This is a genomic window from Rhodanobacter sp. TND4EL1 (assembly GCF_054061035.1).
The window spans coordinates 1128061-1144069 of sequence record NZ_JBSSDT010000001.1; the positions used below are offsets into that span (position 1 = coordinate 1128061).

Below are 16009 nucleotides of genomic sequence, written 5' to 3' on the forward strand. Positions count from 1 at the left end.
CCTGGGTCAACCCATCCGCAGCTCACAGCCAGCCGTCTCAGCGTGCGCCGGACAAACCATGCTGGCCACGCCACTCCAGTTGCAACCACACCTTGGCACTGTCGCGACCGAAACCGTCCGCCTGGTAGTTGCCCAACTTGACCAGGCCACTGAGTCCGCTCGCCAGCGGAAACGCCAGCGACGCATCCCACTCGCTGCCATAACGGCCGCCACGATCGGCGCGATAGTCGTGCCACACCACGGTCCACGCCAGTTTGCTCGCAAGGCCGGCGCGACCGAAGTTGCCGTTGACGCCCACGTAGCGATCGTCGAGCCCACCGGCCGGCGTCACATTGAACTGGTCGTTCCAGCCATTGAACGCATGCAGCGTGGCCAGGGGTGTCTGCAGCGCATGCAGGCCGTTGCCACCCAGATGCTCCCAGCCCACCTTCGTGGTGATGCCGGACTGCGTCCAGCTGGGTTCGAGCAGCCAGTAGCTGTGCGCGAAGTGCAGAGGATTGTTGGCATGGTCATATTGCCGCGCGCCTTCCACCGTCCAGCCCAAGCCATTTCCTTCGCGCAGGGCCTTGCCGGTCCAGCGCAGGCCGTAGGTCGCACTGGAAGCGCTGGCCACGTCACGGTCCTCGTGCAGGTAGGCGTAACCGGTCCACTGCTGCGCACCCTGGATCCACGCTGCATTGAGCAGATGGGTATTCAGCTTGCGCTCGCGCGCCAGCGGATTCAGCGCATCATCACCGGCGACCCGATGCACGCGATCGAGCCAGGCATAGCTCACCGTCAATGCGGACAACGGCTGCCATTGCAGCGCGACGGCATCGAAGGTCTGCTCGTGCTGGCGCCAGCCGCTGTTGCCAACCCAGCGCTGGTTGTCGAGCAGCAGCCGCTGGCGGCCGACCGTCGCACCGAACTGGCTGCCTTGCCAGCGCACCCAGTACTGGTTGAATTCGCTGCCCTTCGGATCGGTCACCACAGGGTACTGGCCGCGCCCGTTCGCGCCGCTGTTGTAGCGATCACCGGCGCTGGCCACGCCGGCGCCTTCCAGCAGGCCACTCCAGCCATGGCCGAACTCCGCGTGCAGCCCAAGCCGCAGTCGCAAGGTATCGGCACTGGCGTTGCGGGCGAACGCATCGTCGTCGACTCCCTCGTGACGCAGGCGCGCATCCCATTCCAGTTGCAGCGAAGGCGTGGCCGAGGTGGATGGTGACGTGATGCTGGCGGGCTCACCCGCAGCCCAGGCCGGGATGGCCACGACAGCCAGCAGGCAGGCCATGGAAAGACGGTTTCCGGTGTACTTCATCGCGTTGCTCCCTTGTAGTTGGCGGGAGTCTCTTCCGGCGGCAGTACGGTCGACCTGACTTCGATCAAGCCGCCCGAAAACAGGCGGCCACTGTGACAATGCGCCACGCGGCCACACAAACGACGACGCCGCCCGAGGGGCGGCGTCGCTTCACCACTCTCCCGCATGGCCGCATGGACGGCCATACGGATTCCTGCAACGACGGCGATCAGTGCCCGGCAGGCGCTGGTGGAACTGCCTCGGCGCGCGCCTTGGCCACCTCTTCCTTGGTGATCTGGCCACCCGGGTTGTCCCAGCTGTTCAACACGTAGGTCAGGATGTTCGCCACCTCGTCGTCATTGAGCTGACTCATCGGCGGCATCACCGAATCGTACTCGTGGCCGTTGACCGTGATCTTGCCGGTCAGGCCGTGGGTCACGATGGTCATCGCCCGCTTCGGATCGGCCGCCAGGAAGTCCGACTTGGCCAGCGGCGGGAACACGTTGGCCAGGCCCTCACCATTCGCCTGATGGCAGACCGAACAGGTGCCGGTGAACAGCTGCTTGCCCGCGGCGATCTGCTCGGCCTTGGTCAGCGTGCCGGCGGCATGCGCCGTCGCCGCCGTGGTGACGGCTTTCAGATTGGGTTCCGAGCGATCACCCAGATACACCGCGTCCACTTCCTTGCCCGAGTAGATCGACTTGTCTTCCGGACCGTCCACCTTGAGGATGCCCAGCGCACCCTTGTTGAACGCGCGGAAGATCGAGTGATCCACCAGCACGTAGCTGCCCGGCACGTCGGTGTGGAATTCCACCGTCGCCGCGCCGCCGGACGGGATCAGCGTGGTCTGCACGTTGTGCTGGGCCACCGTGCCGCCTTCGGGCTGCACCTTGTCGAAGATCTCGCCGATCACGTGGAAGCTCGAGACCAGGTTCGGGCCGCCGTTGCCGACGAACATCCGCACCGTCTCGTTGGTCTTGGCGGTCAGGGCATTGTCACCGGTGAGTGCGCCTTCCTTGCCGTTGAACAGCACATAGGTCGGGTGCTCGTCGATCGCCTTTTCCATGTCGAACGGCTGCAGGCCTTTCTGGCGGTACTTGCCGGTGGTGTAGAAGTCGCCCTGCATCACGTAATACTCGTGGTCGACCGGGGAGAGGCCCTCCGGTGGCTCGACCAGGATCAGCCCATACATGCCGTTGGCGATGTGCATGCCCACCGGTGCGGTGGCGCAGTGATAGACGAAGATGCCCTGATTGAGCGCCTTGAAGGTGAACTGCGACTCGTGTCCCGGCGCGGTGAAGCTGGACGCCGCGCCGCCGCCCGGACCGGTCACGCCGTGCAGGTCGATGTTGTGCGGCATCTTGCTGTCCGGCGCGTTCTTCAGGTGGAACTCCACCGTGTCGCCCTGGCGCACGCGGATGAAGCTGCCCGGCACGGTGCCGCCGAAGGTCCAGAAGGTGTAGCTGACGCCCTCGGAGATCGGCATCTCCTTCTCGATCACTTCCAGCTCGACGATCACCTTCGCCGGATGATTGCGATGGATCGGTGGCGGTACGTGCGGCGGACTGGTCAACACGGCGTGGATCGGCTCGCCCTGGGGCGGACCGAAGTCGCCGTGGGTGGCGGCGATGGCGGCCGGGCTGGCCGCAGCATCCCCTACCGGCGAGACCGAAGACGACTTGCCCGAACACCCGGCAAGCGTCAACGCACTCGCCGCAGCAAGAACGAACAACAACGAACGTGACATGGGTTTCTCCCTGTGGTTTCTGGATGAAATCGTAGGGAGGCGCGGCGAGCCGCGCTTGACGCAAGTCATCTTTGCCGCTGGAAAACGATCGCTGCGTCAAGCCGCCACAGTTGCCGCCAAAACAGTCAGCGCGGAAGCAGATTCCTGCCGAGCTGACGCAGGCGTTCGGGGTCGCGCAACAGCAATTCGCGACCTTCCAGCTCGATCAATGCCTGCTGGCGGAAACGGCTGAGCACGCGACTCACCGTCTCGGCCGCCAATCGCAGGTAGTTCGCGATGTCGCCGCGCGACATGCTCAGGTGGAAGCGCGTCCCGGAAAAGCCTCGCTCCTCGTAGCGCGCGGCAAGGTCAATCAGAAACGCGGCCATGCGCATGTCGGCGTTGTGATCACCCGCCAGCAGCGTGGCCATGCCCAGCTCCTTGCTGATCAGGCTGAACAGGCGCTGCTGCACCGCCGGCATGCGCGTGGCCAGCGCGCTCATCGCGGGGAACGAGAAGCGGCAGAAATACGCGGTGTCCAGCGCCACCGCATCGCAGGGAAACTGGTCCGGGTAGATCGCATTGAGGCCGATCACTTCGCCGGGCAGATAGAAGCCCAGCACCTGTTCGTGCCCATCGGCGTCGACCATGCTGGTCTTCACCGTGCCAGCGCGCACTGCGAAGATCGAACGAAACGGATCACCGGTACGGAAGACGTGCTCACCGGCGTGGAATGGTCCGACGTGCTCCACCAGGCAGTGCAATTCAAGCAACTCGGGCTTGCCGTAGCCTTCGGCGATGCAGGCGCCGGAAAACGCACAGGTGCGACAGAAATGGGTCTCGTCGCCATCGTCGGAAATCGGATTGGGTGGCTCGGGCAGGCGGCCTGCCGGATTGTTGCGGCGCATGGGAGACCCTGGAAGTCGCGCGAATCAGACCGGGCGGCACAGACGCCGGATGCAGCCGGCACGTCACCCCTCGGTGGTGTACCGCGATGATACGCAATGACAACGAACCCGGTGGCGACGTGAACGAGTCATGTCGTCGCACCACCATCCTGGCCGCCGCCTTTTCCGCCACAAAAAAAACAAGGGTCGGCATGTCTGCCGACCCTTGTTTGCATTTGGCGCCCGAAGTTGGACTCGAACCAACGACCCCCTGATTAACAGTCAAGTGCTCTAACCAGCTGAGCTATTCGGGCGTGAGCTGCGTAGTTTGCTGAGCAGGTGGCGACCTGTCAAGCCGTCAGGCCGGTTCGCCACCGATTTTTTTACGCGCCGAGCACTCGATAGCATGGCTCGTAGGCGGTACCGCCGGGAAGCTTCATTCGATGCTGCGCCACAAAAGCCTGCAACAGCTTGTCCAGGGCCTTCATGATGTCGGCATCTCCGTCGATATCGAAAGGTCCATTCTTCTCGATCGCCTGCACGCCCTCCTCCTTCACGTTACCGGCGACGATGCCGGAAAACGCTCGCCGCAAGTCCGCCGCCAGCTCGTGCAGCGGGCGTCCGTGACGGATCTGCAACGCACGCATGGCCTCGTGAGTGGGCCGGAACGGCTGCTGGAATTCCAGCGGAATCTGCAGCGCCCAGTTGAAGAAGAACGCGTCCTTGGTATCGAGCCGGTTGTGGCGGACCTTGTCCAGACCCTTGATCATGGTGCGCGCCACGGCCTGGGGATCATCCACGATGATCTGGTAGTGCTGCGCCACCTCGTCGCCCAGGCTGAGCCGCAGGAAGCGGTCAATCTGCTCGAAATAGGCGGCGGATTGGCGCGGTCCGGTGAAGATCAGCGGGAACGGCGTGCCGGCGTTGTCCGGATGCAGCAGGATGCCGAGCAGGTACAGGATTTCCTCGGCCGTACCGACACCGCCGGGGAACACGATGATGCCGTGGCCCAGGCGAACGAAGGCCTCCAGCCGCTTCTCGATGTCCGGCATGATCACCAGGTGGTTGACGATCGGGTTCGGGGATTCGGCCGCGATGATGCCCGGCTCGGTGATGCCGATGTAGCGATTGTGCCGGCGCCGCTGTTTGGCATGGGAGATGGTGGCGCCCTTCATCGGCCCCTTCATCGCGCCCGGACCGCAGCCGGTGCAGATGTCCAACCCGCGCAGGCCGAGCTGGTAACCCACATCCTTGGTGTAGTCGTATTCCTCGCGCGAGATCGAGTGTCCGCCCCAGCACACCACCAGATTGGGATCCACCTGCGGCTTGAGGATACGCGCATTGCGCAGGATCTCGAACACGCCCTGGGTCAGCCCCGCGGACTCCTCCAGATCGAAGCCGACCTGCTCCAGCTGGGTCGACACGTAGACGATGTCGCGCACCACGGCCACCAGCAGCTCGTTGATGCCGCGGATGATCTGGCCATCCACGAAGGCCTGCGCCGGCGCATTGGTCAGCTCGATTTTCATGCCGCGATCCTGTTGCAGCACCTGGATGTCGAAATCCGGATACTGCTCGAGAATCGCCCGCGGATCATCGCTGATGTTGCCGGACGTCAGCACCGCCAGCGCGCAGCGCCGCAGCAACGCGTGCAGTCCGGAACCACTGGCGCCGCGCAGGCGCGCCACTTCATTGCGCGACAGCACGTCCAGCCCGCCGATCGGCGAAATGCGAGCGCTCACGACGCCGGTTCTGGCGGGCGCGCCGTTGTAAGTGTCATTCATTCAATCATTTCTCCTGACCGCTTCATCGCGGCCGACCCGTAAGCTTCCTGCTCAAACCACGATATGGTCAAGCATAAAAAAACCGGCGCCCTCGCGGGCGCCGGTTGTGTTTCAGACCACATTCCGCATCAGAACGTGTACTTCACCGTCAACTGCACCGCCCAACGCTGAGCCAGATCGCTCGGATAGGTCGAGGTCGGGATCTGCTGCGGGTCGTAGTGACCGTTCTTGTCGATGTAGTTGCTGCAGCTCGCGGCACCACCGCAGCTGATGTCGTAGATGTACTTGCCGTCCGCATCCACACCGTAGAAGTCAGCCAGGTTGCGGTAGCCCGGGAAGTTGGCGCGCTTCTCGATACCCCAATGCTTGTTCAGCAGGTTGGTGAAGTTGTAGACGTCGAGCTTGACCAGACCCTTGTTGCCCTTGAACAAGCCAGGAATTTCCTGACTGAAGCTCAGGTCAATCTGGTTGAGCCAGCCTGCACGATCACCGTTGCGCCCGGCGACACCGCCCTGATGATCCTTCAGGTAGTCATTCGACTTGATGTAATCGTAGAACTGCTGGATCAGCGCCGGATCGGTCCCCTGACGGAACGACACCTGGCCCGGCTTCGGAATGAAGACGAGGTCGTTGCTGATGCCGTCACCATTGGCGTCGTTGCCGAAGGTCCAGCTGTACGGCGATGCATTGTGGCCGTCATAGAACAAGCTGGCGCTGGTCGCGTAATCGCCGAAGAAGCGATGCTGCCAATTGAGGCCCGCGATCACGCGGCGCGGAATCGAGTAGTTCGACGTGCTCGCCTCGTTCTCGTTCGGGTTGTAGACGTAATTGTTGACGTAGTTGGAACGGGCAACGCTGCTGGTACCCGGATTCACTTCCGTCGCGCGACTCCAGGTGAAGCCCACCATGCCCGACCACTCGGTCGAGAACGGCTTCTTCAACGACAACGACAAGCTATCGGCGCTGCCACGGCTGGTGTTGGCCAGGTTGATGGTGCCGTCAGAGAATCCGCCGTTCGCAAGATAGCGTGCCGTTTGACCCTTGGCGCGCGGATCCAGATTGGGGTTCTTGTAATAGGTGAAACGGCCATCCGGCAGCACACCGGTCGGCGCGCCAACGTTGAGGTTCTGATACCAGATACCGTCACGCACCTTGATGTGCTGATAGTCGGCCGTGGCGATCAGGCCCCACCACGGCAGCTCCTTGTCCATGCCCACACTGAACTTCCACACACTTGGAATGCGGAAACCCGGCGAAATGGTGTTGACCGTCTGCTGACCGGATCCGACCACGCCGTCCTGCTGGTTGTGCGCATCGGTACTGAACGGCGGCAGGTTGACGTTGCACGGGGCCTTCTGCGTCGGGCCGCAGTTGAACTGCGTCTGCGTCGCACCGGAGTTGGAGAAGATATTGCCGATCCACACGCCGGGCGGATTGGAGATGAACAGGCCCGCGCCGCCGCGCAACTGGGTCAAATGTTCGGTATCGAAATTGTAGTTGAACGACAAGCGCGGCTGGACCACGCGGTTGCCGTTGATGGTGGTCTGATTGGTACGACCGAAGCCACCTTTCGCCGCCGTGCCGGTATGCGCGGCCGGGTCATAGGTAGCAGCAATCGGCGCCGCCGCAAACAGCGGATTGTAGGCGGGCTGGTCACTCATCAACGGGATGTCCACGCGGACGCCGTACTGCACCGACAGGTTGTTGGTGACCTGCCAGGTATCCTGCAGGAAGATGCCCCACTGCTTGAGCTGGAAATTGGCTGCGGCATCGGCCAGGTTGCCGCTGGTCGGGCGGCTGTAGCGATACTGGTAGTAGTCACCCTTCGCAAAGTTCTCCAGGCCGCTCAGACCGTTCAGATCCTCAAACGTGTAGCTGCCGAAATAGTTCTGCAGAAACAGGTTGTAGGCGGTATCCCGCTCGTAGTCGAAGCCACCCTTGATGGTGTGGTCCCCGGCGTAATAGGTGCCCGCCCAAGCCGCATTCAGCGTCTTCACGTCCAGGATGTTGGCCTGGTAGGAATAGTTGGTACCGAACTCCACCTGCGCACCGTTGGCGTAACCGACGGGATACACGGTGATATCCGGCAGGTCACCACCGGCCACCGGGTTGCTGCCCTTGTGGAACTTCGCGTACGAAATGGTCGTGTCGGTCGAGAACGAATCGGACCAGTCATCGTAGAAATGCAGCGCGTAGCTGGTGTTCTTGGTGTCCGAGTTGTACCAGCCACTGGAAAGCACCAGCTTGCTGCTGCTGCCGCCGATGGTCGGCTTGCTTTCCTTGGTCTGGGCGAAGGTGAAGCTGGCACGATGGCTGTCGCTGATGTTCCAGTCGATCTTGCCCAGGTAGCGCTTGTCTTCCAGATCGGTGTTGCCACCACCGACGGAGCCGATGTCGGTGATGCCGTATTTGCTGGCGGCAATATCGCGCACCTGCTGGACCATGTCCGGGGTGAGCCCGTTCACGATCACGCTGGCGCCGCTGCCTTCCGGACCATACGGGCTGCCCGAACCGATCTGCTTGCTCTTTTCGGCCGAAACGAAGAAGAACAACTTGTCCTTGATGATCGGGCCACCCACGGTGGCGCCGCCGGTCCACTGGCGATCGAAGCCGGTGAATTCCGCGTCATTCTCGTTCTTGCCGATCATGTTCTGGTTCTGGAACACGTAGTAGACCGAACCGTGGAAATCGTTGGTACCGCTCTTGGTCACCGCATTGACCGTGGCACCCACGCCGCGGCGAACAGCCACGTCGTAGTTTGCGGTGGAAATGTTGTATTCCTCGATCGTGTCCTGCGAAATCGGCGTACCGAGAGTCGGCAGGCCGTTCGCATTCAGGCCGAACGGGTCATTGGCGCTGACCGAGTCCACCGTGATGTTGTTGTAGCGACTGTTCTGGCCAATGGCCGAGAACGAACCGGCGGCGCGGTCGGTGACCACGATGCGCGGATCCAGACGCACGATGTTCTGGATCGAACGATCAGGCGTCGGCGTGGCTTCGATTTCACGGGCCGACACGTTGGTCGAGATGCCCTTGTTGTCAGCGGAAAAAGTCTGAGCCAGCGAGCTGGCCGAGACCGTCACGCCACCGAGGTTGGTGGCCGTCTTTTCACTGGCGCCACCCATGGTGAGGTTGATCGCCGACTCTTGAGCCAGCTGCAGGTAGACATTGTCCTGCTCCGCCTGAGCCATGCCGGCCTTGGAGACCGTCACGTCGAACGGGCCGCCCACGCGCAGACCCTGCGACGAATAGCGACCATCAGGACCCGTGGTGGTGATCTTGGTGGTACCCGACGGCTCATGCACGATCTGGACGGTGGCGCCTGCCACGGGCTGACCACTGGCGTCGACCACGCGACCACTGATCGCGGAGGAGGTGTCTTGCGCAACGGCAGGCACCGATGCCGCCAGCAGCGAAGCAATGGCAAACGGCAGGAGTTTGGTGCGAATTCGGCTATTCATTCTTGATCGACCCTCAGGCTCGCAACGAAAAGAAACTTTGGTTTGAAGGTCAAAAACGTGACTTTGCCCGACGAATGCCAGGCAACCGCGACACATCTGCAACCCCGATTTGATTTTTTTGGCGGCCCCAACCACACCCTGGACCGCAAGAACTACGACACGCCACGGAACTCATCGCTCGCGGCTTTGTTAAATGATTGTAACGGCATTGTATGACATTTTTGTAACATTTACACGTCACCAACACTCAACCATCACTTCCAAAAACCCCAAGCGAATCTTTGTGAATCAGTCAGTTGCAAGACGCCCCCGCGTCGGCAACCATGCCATGGTGCACTACATTCCCATTCCTGCCTATACCGAATGGCATCTGCATATCGGGGCGCTGCGCACACTTGACGGACCCGGGTCACCGCAAGATTCGGCGCCGCAAGCTTTCACGGGCAGCCTTGCGGGGCCTTCAGGACTTGGGCGCTACCGAGCCTGACGAGGGGACATGCACCTGCACGACCGCGGCGGAACCGCCGACAAAGCGCGACGGCAACTATCTCTGGCACAGCAGCCAACACCGGGAAGTGCGCGGGATGAGGTGTGGCTGGCTCAGCTGGCTGCGCGCAGGAACGACGCCACGCCCGCCATGAACATCTGCACCGAAAGTGCGATCAGCAGCATGCCCATCACCCGCTCCAACGCGGTGAGCACGCTTTCGCCCAGCCAGCGGAACAGATAGGTGGCGCTGAGCAGGATCAGCGAACTGGCCAGCCACGCCAGCAGCAGCGCGATGGTCCAGTCAGCGGTGCGGCCAGGCTGGGTATTGGTCAACAGCAGCAACGCAGCCATTGCCGAGGGACCGGCCACACCGGGTATCGCCATCGGCACGATGAATGGCTCGCCGCCACCGGATTTGCCGAAGATGCCGCTGCCATCGGCCGGCGGGAACACCATGCGGATGCCGATCAGGAACAGCACGATACCGCCAGCGATGCTGATGGATTCCTGCTTGAGCTGCAGCAAGTGCAGGATGTACTGGCCGCCGAACAGGAATGCCAGCAGCACGCCCAGCGCGATCAGCAGCTCGCGCACCATGACGTGGCGACGACGCTTCGGCGGCACATCCTTCAGCAGGCTGAGGAACAACGGGATATTGCCCAGCGGATCCATGATCAGGAAAAGCAGGATGCCCGCGGACAAGGTGGTCATCTGCGCTTCCATTTCAACTCCATGCTTGATGGACGCTTGCCGCGCCCAGGGTCAGCCCGGCCCGCAGGCCGACCATGTCTTGTGCCGGTCAGTCGACCCGCAAATCCAGTATCGCGCCACGCGCCGCCGATCCCTGCGCACTGAGCAGGTGGATCGCGGCAGCCGCTGCGGCGTCCGGCAACGGCCGCTGCAGGACATCTTCACCAAAGTACGCCAACTGGCGCAGCGCCGTGCGCATCGGCGCCGGCAGCAGCGCGTGGACACGCAGCGGACTGGTGTCGGTTTCCTCGTGCAGGATCGCCACAAAGCGCTCCAATGCTGCCTTCGATGCCCCATAGCCGCCCCAATGGGCGCGTTGCAGCAACTCGGGATTGTCCAGAACGAACACCACCGCACTGTCTTCCGACTGGGTGAGCAGCGGCAGGCAGGCCTGGGTCAGCGCGAATGGCGCATTGACGTTGACATGCATCGCGCGCAGCCAGGCATCGGGCTTGTGCATCGTGATCGGCGTGAGCCCGCCAAAGCTGACGGCCGCATGCACGATGCCGTCGAGGCGTCCGAAGTCGCGCTCCAGCCCGTCGGCCAGCGCGGCATAATCCTTCGGCGTGGCCACTTCCATGTCCAGCGGATGGATCACCGGTTCGGCAAGCCCTTCAGCGAGCATAGCATCGTAAAGCTGTTCGAGCTGGCGCTTGCGCTTGCCGGTGATGACCACGGTGGCGCCGGCACGAGAAGCCGCCCGCGACACCGCGCCGCCCAGGCCGCCATAGGCACCGGTGACCAGCACCACGCGACCGGCCAAAGTGTCGTTGGCCGGTTGCCATTCGTCGGGCAGACGCGCGAAAGGCAGCGCGGTCACGGTGCGACCCCGGCCACATCACTGGCCATGCGCGAGAGTTCACCGGCCGCCTTCAATTCTTCAATGATGTCGCATCCGCCGATCAACTCGCCCTGGATGAACAACTGGGGAAACGTGGGCCAGTTGGAAAAATGCGGCAAGGCGGCGCGGATGCGCGGATCCTCCAGCACGTTGACCGTCTTGAACACGGCGCCCGCTTCAGTCAACGCCTGGGCGGCACGGGCGGAGAACCCGCACATCGGATACTCCGGCGTGCCCTTCATGAAAAGCACGATGGGATGCGTGGCCAGTAGCGCCCTGATTTGCTCGTTGATGTCCATAGCGTGGTGATTCATCTTTACAATGCAGGCAGAGCGCTATTGTATCAGTCGGCCGTCGGCTGCCGTCTGCCGCGCCGACCATTTTCCCCAGCCAACGCAAAGGAGCCTCACCATGGCGATTGAACTTCCCCCGCTTCCGTACGAAAAGAACGCACTGGAACCGCACATCTCTGCCGAAACGCTGGACTTCCATTACGGCAAGCATCATCAGGCCTATGTGACGAATCTCAACAAGATGATCGAGGGCACCGAGTTTGCCGATGCCCCGCTGGAAGACATCATCCGCAAGTCCTCTGGTGGCGTGTTCAACAACGCCGCGCAGGTCTGGAACCACACGTTCTACTGGAACTCGATGAGCCCGAAGGGCGGCGGCGAACCGAGCGGCAAGCTCGCCGACGCGATCAACAAGGCATTCGGCTCGGTCGACAAGTTCAAGGAAGAATTCAGCAAGTCGGCCGCCGGCAATTTCGGCTCGGGCTGGACCTGGCTGGTGCAGCGTCAGGATGGCTCGCTCGGCATCGTCAACACCTCCAACGCCGCCACTCCGATCACCGGCAGCGACAAGCCGCTGTTCACCGCCGATGTGTGGGAACACGCGTATTACATCGACTACCGCAACGCCCGTCCGAAATATCTGGAGGCGTTCTGGAATCTGGTGAACTGGGAATTCGCGGCGAAGAATCTCGCCTGAATCCACGGCATCTGAAAATGAAAAGCGGAGCCCTCGCCGGCTCCGCTTTTTTATGTCTGCTCAAGTCGGCCAAAGAGGTCGTCAGCCGAGCCGATCATCCGCCAGGTGATAGTGCGGGTCCTCGGCCGCGTTCGATTCGACCATGCCTCCAGCCTTCCGCAGCAACTCGGCGCAATCGGGGCTCAAATGGCGAAGATGCAGCCGCTTGCCCAGTTTCTGGTAGCGCTCGACCAGAGTATCGATGGCCTCGATGGCCGAGTGATCCATGACTTTGGCCTGGCCGAAATCCACGATCACCTGCCCCGGGTCATCCTTGGGATGGAACAGGTTCTGGAAATTGCGGGTCGAGGCGAAAAACAACGAGCCCTTCAACGCGTAGATGCGCCTGCCCTGGGCATCGACGCGCGCGTCCACCTCGATCTGGCTGGCGTGCTGCCAGGCAAACACCAGCGCCGAGATCACCACACCCAATACCACCGCCACCGCCAGGTCGGTGAAGATGGTCACCACCGTGACGGCCACGATCACCAGCGCGTCGGCACGCGGCACCTTGCCCAGCACGCGCACGCTGCCCCAGGCGAAGGTCTTGGCCGAGACCACGAACATCACCCCCACCAGCGCCGCCAGCGGAATCCGCTCGATCAGCGCCGAGCCGAACAGGATGAAACTGAGCAGGCCCAGACCGGCGACGACGCCGGACAAGCGATGCGTGGCGCCGGCGCCAACGTTGATCATGCTTTGCCCGATCATCGCGCAGCCGCCCATGCCGCCGAACAGCCCGGTCACCACGTTCGCGGTGCCCTGCGCCAGGCATTCGCGATTGGGTTTGCCGCGGGTATCGGTCATCTCGTCGATCAGGTTCAGCGTCAGCAACGACTCGATCAGGCCGACCATGGCCATGATCAGCGCATACGGAAACACGACGCGCAGCGTGTCGAAATTCCACGGTACATCGGGAAGATGAAAGCTGGGCAAGCCGCCCTTGATCGACGCCAGGTCGCCAACCGTGCGGGTATCGATGCCGAAGATGTTGGTCAGCAAGGCCACCGCCAGAATCGCCATCAGCGCCGATGGCACGGCCCTGGTCAGGCGCGGCAGCAGGTAGATGATGGCGATGGCCAGCGCGACCAGGCCCAGCATGACCCACAGCGCGCGGCCGGCAATCCATGCGCCGTGTTGCTGGAAATGTGGCATCTGGGCCAGAAAGATCACGATTGCCAGACCATTGACGAAGCCCAGCATCACCGGGTGGGGCACCATGCGGATGAACTTGCCCAGCCGCAGCACGCCGAACAGCAACTGCAGCAAGCCCATCAGCACCACGGCGGCGAACAGGTATTGCACGCCGTGCTGCACCACCAGCGCCACGATCACCACCGCGATCGCGCCGGTGGCACCGGAGATCATGCCGGGCCGGCCACCGAGCACGGCCGTGATCAGACACATCATGAAGGCCGCATACAAGCCCGTCAGCGGATTGACGTGGGCGATCACCGCAAAGGCAATCGCCTCAGGCACCAGCGCGAACGCCACGGTGAGACCAGACAACGTGTTGTTCTTCGCCTGGGCGAGCGACAGAGACATCGGAATTTCCCGGAATGGTGGATGGACCGCGACGGAGGTTGCCCAAGGCCGCAGCACAAGTATTGGCTCGCGCTGCGCACGACATCGGGTGGCGGAAACGCCACCGACGAGACCGGCAGACAGGTGTCAGCCGGCAGCAGATGACTGGGCCGGGTTATGCCGCGCGAATGATGTAACCGGGGCTTATGACAACGCGTCGACGGTCGGTTGCACCTGGGTTTGACGAGCCAGCGTGCCCGCGAGGTCAGTCAGCCGCGTAGCCAGCATGGCCGGCGTGGCGGCGCACACGGTGGCGTGGCCGACCTTGCGTCCCGGACGCGACTGCTTGCCGTAGTCGTGCCAATGCGCGTCGGGCGTCATCAACACGCCGTTCGGTTCGGGCAGCTCGCCGATCCAGTTCAGCATCGCCGACAACCCGCGTGCACCGGTATCGCCCAATGGCAGACCAAGCACCGCGCGCACATGGTTCTCGAACTGGCTGGCGTAGGAGCCCTCGATGGTCCAGTGACCGGAGTTGTGCACCCGTGGCGCCATTTCGTTGCCAAGCAACTCACCATCCTTGACGAACAGTTCCAGCGCGAACACGCCGACGTAATCCAGCCGTTCGGCCAGTGTCCGGGCCAACGCAGTGGCGCGCCCCTGCAGCTGATCGATAGCCGGCGCCGGCGCCAGACTCATCGACAACACGCCATCGACATGCCAGTTGCGGGTCAGCGGCCAGGTACGGAATTCGCCATCGCGACCGCGCACCGCGATCACCGACAACTCGCGTTCGAACGGCACGAAGGCCTCCAGAATCAGCCCATGGGCGGAGGCCTGGGCGCCAAGCGCAGCCCATGCCGCGTCCGCATCGGCGGCATCGCGCAAGCGGAACTGGCCCTTGCCGTCATAGCCGAGCCGACGGGTTTTCAGGATCGCCGGCACGCCGACCTTGAGCAGTGCGTGATCGAGCTGCTCGCGCGTGTCCACCGTCTCGAAGTCCGGCGTGGCCAAGCCGCATTCACGGAACAAGGTCTTCTCCGCCAGCCGATCCTGCGCCACGGCCAAGGCCTGCGGCGCCGGAAATACCGCGACGCGTTCGGCCAGCCAGCGCGCAGTTGCCGCCGGGACGTTCTCGAAATCGAAGGTCACCACGTCGACCTGCGCAGCGAATTTTTCCAGCGCGGCGTAATCGGTCCAATCGGACACCACCAGCGGCGCGACCTGCCCGGCGCACGCATCGGCCGAACTGTCGACCACCAGTGATTTCACGCCCAGCGGCGCTGCCGCCAACGCCAGCATGCGCGCCAGCTGGCCACCACCGAGTATGCCCAGTACGGGCTGCTGTCGTTCGCTCATTGGCGTGGATCCGGCTGTTCCAGTACGGCATCGGTCTGGCGCTGCCGCCAGCCTTCCAGCGCCGTCGCCAGCGCAGGGTCATGCAAGGCGAGCACCGCGGCAGCCAGCAAGGCGGCATTCACGGCGCCAGCGCGACCAATCGCCAGCGTGCCTACCGGGATGCCTGCGGGCATCTGCGCGATCGACAGCAGTGAATCCATGCCATTGAGCGCCTTAGACTGCACCGGCACGCCGAACACCGGCAGGCGGGTCTTGGCCGCCAGCATGCCGGGCAGATGCGCAGCGCCGCCCGCGCCGGCGATAACCACCTGGATGCCGCGCTCGGTCGCCTGTTCCGCGTAGCTGAACAAGAGGTCAGGCGTACGATGCGCGGAGACCACCTTGACCTCGTGGGCCACGCCCAACTCGGTCAGCACATCGACCGCGTGCTGCATGGTTTCCCAGTCCGAACGCGAGCCCATCACGACGCCAACGCGTGGCTGCATGCTTGTTCCTGTCATGGCCGGAATGCCCAAAAACGGCTATTGTACGGGCTTTCCCCAGCCCGGCACACCCAAGTCACTCATGGACAAGCGCCTGCTAGATATTCTGTGCTGCCCGGTCAGCAAAACCCCTGTGCGCCCGCTGACGAAGCGTGAACTCGACGCGCTCAACGACGGCATCGGTGCCGGCAAGGTCGACACGGTCGCTGGCGTGGCCGTGCGCGAACGAGTCGGCGAAGGCCTGATCACCACGGACAGCAAGGTGATCTATCGTGTCGAGGACGGTATCCCGGTGATGCTGCCGGAGGAAGGCATCGGCACGCTCCAACTGCCGGACTTTCCCGCAGCCTGAGATCCGCGGGCCTGAAACACGCGTCCGCGCATGACACGGAGGCGTCGTA

Annotated in this window: 13 protein-coding genes and 1 tRNA gene; 2 read left to right on the forward strand and 12 right to left on the reverse strand. The window is 63.1% G+C overall.

Annotated features, from left to right (window positions below):
• Positions 1–37: 37 nt before the first annotated feature.
• The 9 genes from ACVWWQ_RS05340 to grxD form a co-directional block, all read right to left on the reverse strand.
• A complete protein-coding gene (locus ACVWWQ_RS05340; protein ID WP_166669729.1) occupies positions 38–1297 on the reverse strand; it encodes an alginate export family protein in 1260 nt (419 codons plus the stop codon).
• Positions 1298–1505: 208 nt separating this feature from the next.
• On the reverse strand, positions 1506–3023 hold the full coding sequence (gene nirK, locus ACVWWQ_RS05345; protein WP_457383320.1) for a copper-containing nitrite reductase: 1518 nt from the start codon (positions 3021–3023) through the stop codon (positions 1506–1508).
• A 125-nt stretch (positions 3024–3148) separates the two neighbouring features.
• The gene (locus tag ACVWWQ_RS05350; RefSeq protein WP_099654263.1) at positions 3149–3910 is read right to left on the reverse strand and encodes a helix-turn-helix domain-containing protein; all 762 of its coding nucleotides are present in this window, start codon (positions 3908–3910) and stop codon (positions 3149–3151) included.
• A 216-nt stretch (positions 3911–4126) separates the two neighbouring features.
• A tRNA-Asn gene (locus tag ACVWWQ_RS05355) sits at positions 4127–4203 on the reverse strand.
• A 69-nt stretch (positions 4204–4272) separates the two neighbouring features.
• Positions 4273–5673 (reverse strand): nucleotide 5'-monophosphate nucleosidase PpnN, encoded by a 1401-nt coding sequence (ppnN, locus tag ACVWWQ_RS05360; RefSeq protein ID WP_099654213.1) that lies wholly within the window; start codon positions 5671–5673, stop codon positions 4273–4275.
• A gap of 128 nt (positions 5674–5801) precedes the next feature.
• Positions 5802–9134: a TonB-dependent receptor gene (locus tag ACVWWQ_RS05365; protein ID WP_133951031.1), complete on the reverse strand. Its 3333-nt coding sequence runs from the start codon at positions 9132–9134 to the stop codon at positions 5802–5804.
• Between the two features lie 600 nt (positions 9135–9734).
• On the reverse strand, positions 9735–10334 hold the full coding sequence (locus ACVWWQ_RS05370; protein ID WP_099654296.1) for a YhgN family NAAT transporter: 600 nt from the start codon (positions 10332–10334) through the stop codon (positions 9735–9737).
• 88 nt (positions 10335–10422) lie between these two features.
• Positions 10423–11193, reverse strand: coding sequence for an SDR family NAD(P)-dependent oxidoreductase (locus ACVWWQ_RS05375; protein ID WP_133951033.1), 771 nt, complete (start codon positions 11191–11193; stop codon positions 10423–10425).
• Positions 11190–11513 (reverse strand): Grx4 family monothiol glutaredoxin, encoded by a 324-nt coding sequence (gene grxD / locus ACVWWQ_RS05380; protein ID WP_099654210.1) that lies wholly within the window; start codon positions 11511–11513, stop codon positions 11190–11192. Before grxD ends, ACVWWQ_RS05375 begins: the two co-directional genes overlap by 4 nt.
• Before the next feature lie 112 nt (positions 11514–11625).
• On the opposite strand from grxD, the gene ACVWWQ_RS05385 reads away from it, so the two are divergent.
• On the forward strand, positions 11626–12204 hold the full coding sequence (locus ACVWWQ_RS05385; protein WP_133951035.1) for a Fe-Mn family superoxide dismutase: 579 nt from the start codon (positions 11626–11628) through the stop codon (positions 12202–12204).
• Between the two features lie 81 nt (positions 12205–12285).
• Here the strand turns inward: ACVWWQ_RS05385 and ACVWWQ_RS05390 are convergent, their stop codons facing one another.
• The 3 genes from ACVWWQ_RS05390 to purE form a co-directional block, all read right to left on the reverse strand.
• Positions 12286–13788 (reverse strand): SulP family inorganic anion transporter, encoded by a 1503-nt coding sequence (locus ACVWWQ_RS05390; protein WP_133951037.1) that lies wholly within the window; start codon positions 13786–13788, stop codon positions 12286–12288.
• A gap of 183 nt (positions 13789–13971) precedes the next feature.
• On the reverse strand, positions 13972–15126 hold the full coding sequence (locus tag ACVWWQ_RS05395) for a 5-(carboxyamino)imidazole ribonucleotide synthase (RefSeq protein ID WP_099654207.1): 1155 nt from the start codon (positions 15124–15126) through the stop codon (positions 13972–13974).
• Positions 15123–15626 carry a 5-(carboxyamino)imidazole ribonucleotide mutase gene (gene purE / locus ACVWWQ_RS05400; RefSeq protein WP_099654206.1) on the reverse strand — a complete coding sequence of 168 codons (504 nt, stop codon included), beginning with the start codon at positions 15624–15626 and terminating at the stop codon, positions 15123–15125. The genes ACVWWQ_RS05395 and purE overlap by 4 nt, the downstream gene beginning before the upstream one ends.
• A 64-nt stretch (positions 15627–15690) precedes the next feature.
• Between purE and ACVWWQ_RS05405 the strand changes: the two genes are divergently transcribed.
• Positions 15691–15960 (forward strand): Trm112 family protein, encoded by a 270-nt coding sequence (locus tag ACVWWQ_RS05405; protein ID WP_099654205.1) that lies wholly within the window; start codon positions 15691–15693, stop codon positions 15958–15960.
• Positions 15961–16009: the final 49 nt, after the last annotated feature.

Excerpts from the sequence above, each read along its gene's own strand:
- ACVWWQ_RS05395 (WP_099654207.1), bottom strand. The coding sequence starts at position 15,126 with ATGAGCGAACGACAGCAGCCCGTACTGGGCATACTCGGTGGTGGCCAG.
- ACVWWQ_RS05340 (WP_166669729.1), bottom strand. The coding sequence starts at position 1,297 with ATGAAGTACACCGGAAACCGTCTTTCCATGGCCTGCCTGCTGGCTGTC.
- ACVWWQ_RS05385 (WP_133951035.1), top strand. The coding sequence starts at position 11,626 with ATGGCGATTGAACTTCCCCCGCTTCCGTACGAAAAGAACGCACTGGAA.
- ACVWWQ_RS05370 (WP_099654296.1), bottom strand. The coding sequence starts at position 10,334 with ATGACCACCTTGTCCGCGGGCATCCTGCTTTTCCTGATCATGGATCCG.
- ACVWWQ_RS05365 (WP_133951031.1), bottom strand. The coding sequence starts at position 9,134 with ATGAATAGCCGAATTCGCACCAAACTCCTGCCGTTTGCCATTGCTTCG.
- ACVWWQ_RS05405 (WP_099654205.1), top strand. The coding sequence starts at position 15,691 with ATGGACAAGCGCCTGCTAGATATTCTGTGCTGCCCGGTCAGCAAAACC.
- grxD (WP_099654210.1), bottom strand. The coding sequence starts at position 11,513 with ATGGACATCAACGAGCAAATCAGGGCGCTACTGGCCACGCATCCCATC.
- ACVWWQ_RS05390 (WP_133951037.1), bottom strand. The coding sequence starts at position 13,788 with ATGTCTCTGTCGCTCGCCCAGGCGAAGAACAACACGTTGTCTGGTCTC.
- ACVWWQ_RS05350 (WP_099654263.1), bottom strand. The coding sequence starts at position 3,910 with ATGCGCCGCAACAATCCGGCAGGCCGCCTGCCCGAGCCACCCAATCCG.
- nirK (WP_457383320.1), bottom strand. The coding sequence starts at position 3,023 with ATGTCACGTTCGTTGTTGTTCGTTCTTGCTGCGGCGAGTGCGTTGACG.
- purE (WP_099654206.1), bottom strand. The coding sequence starts at position 15,626 with ATGACAGGAACAAGCATGCAGCCACGCGTTGGCGTCGTGATGGGCTCG.
- ppnN (WP_099654213.1), bottom strand. The coding sequence starts at position 5,673 with ATGAATGACACTTACAACGGCGCGCCCGCCAGAACCGGCGTCGTGAGC.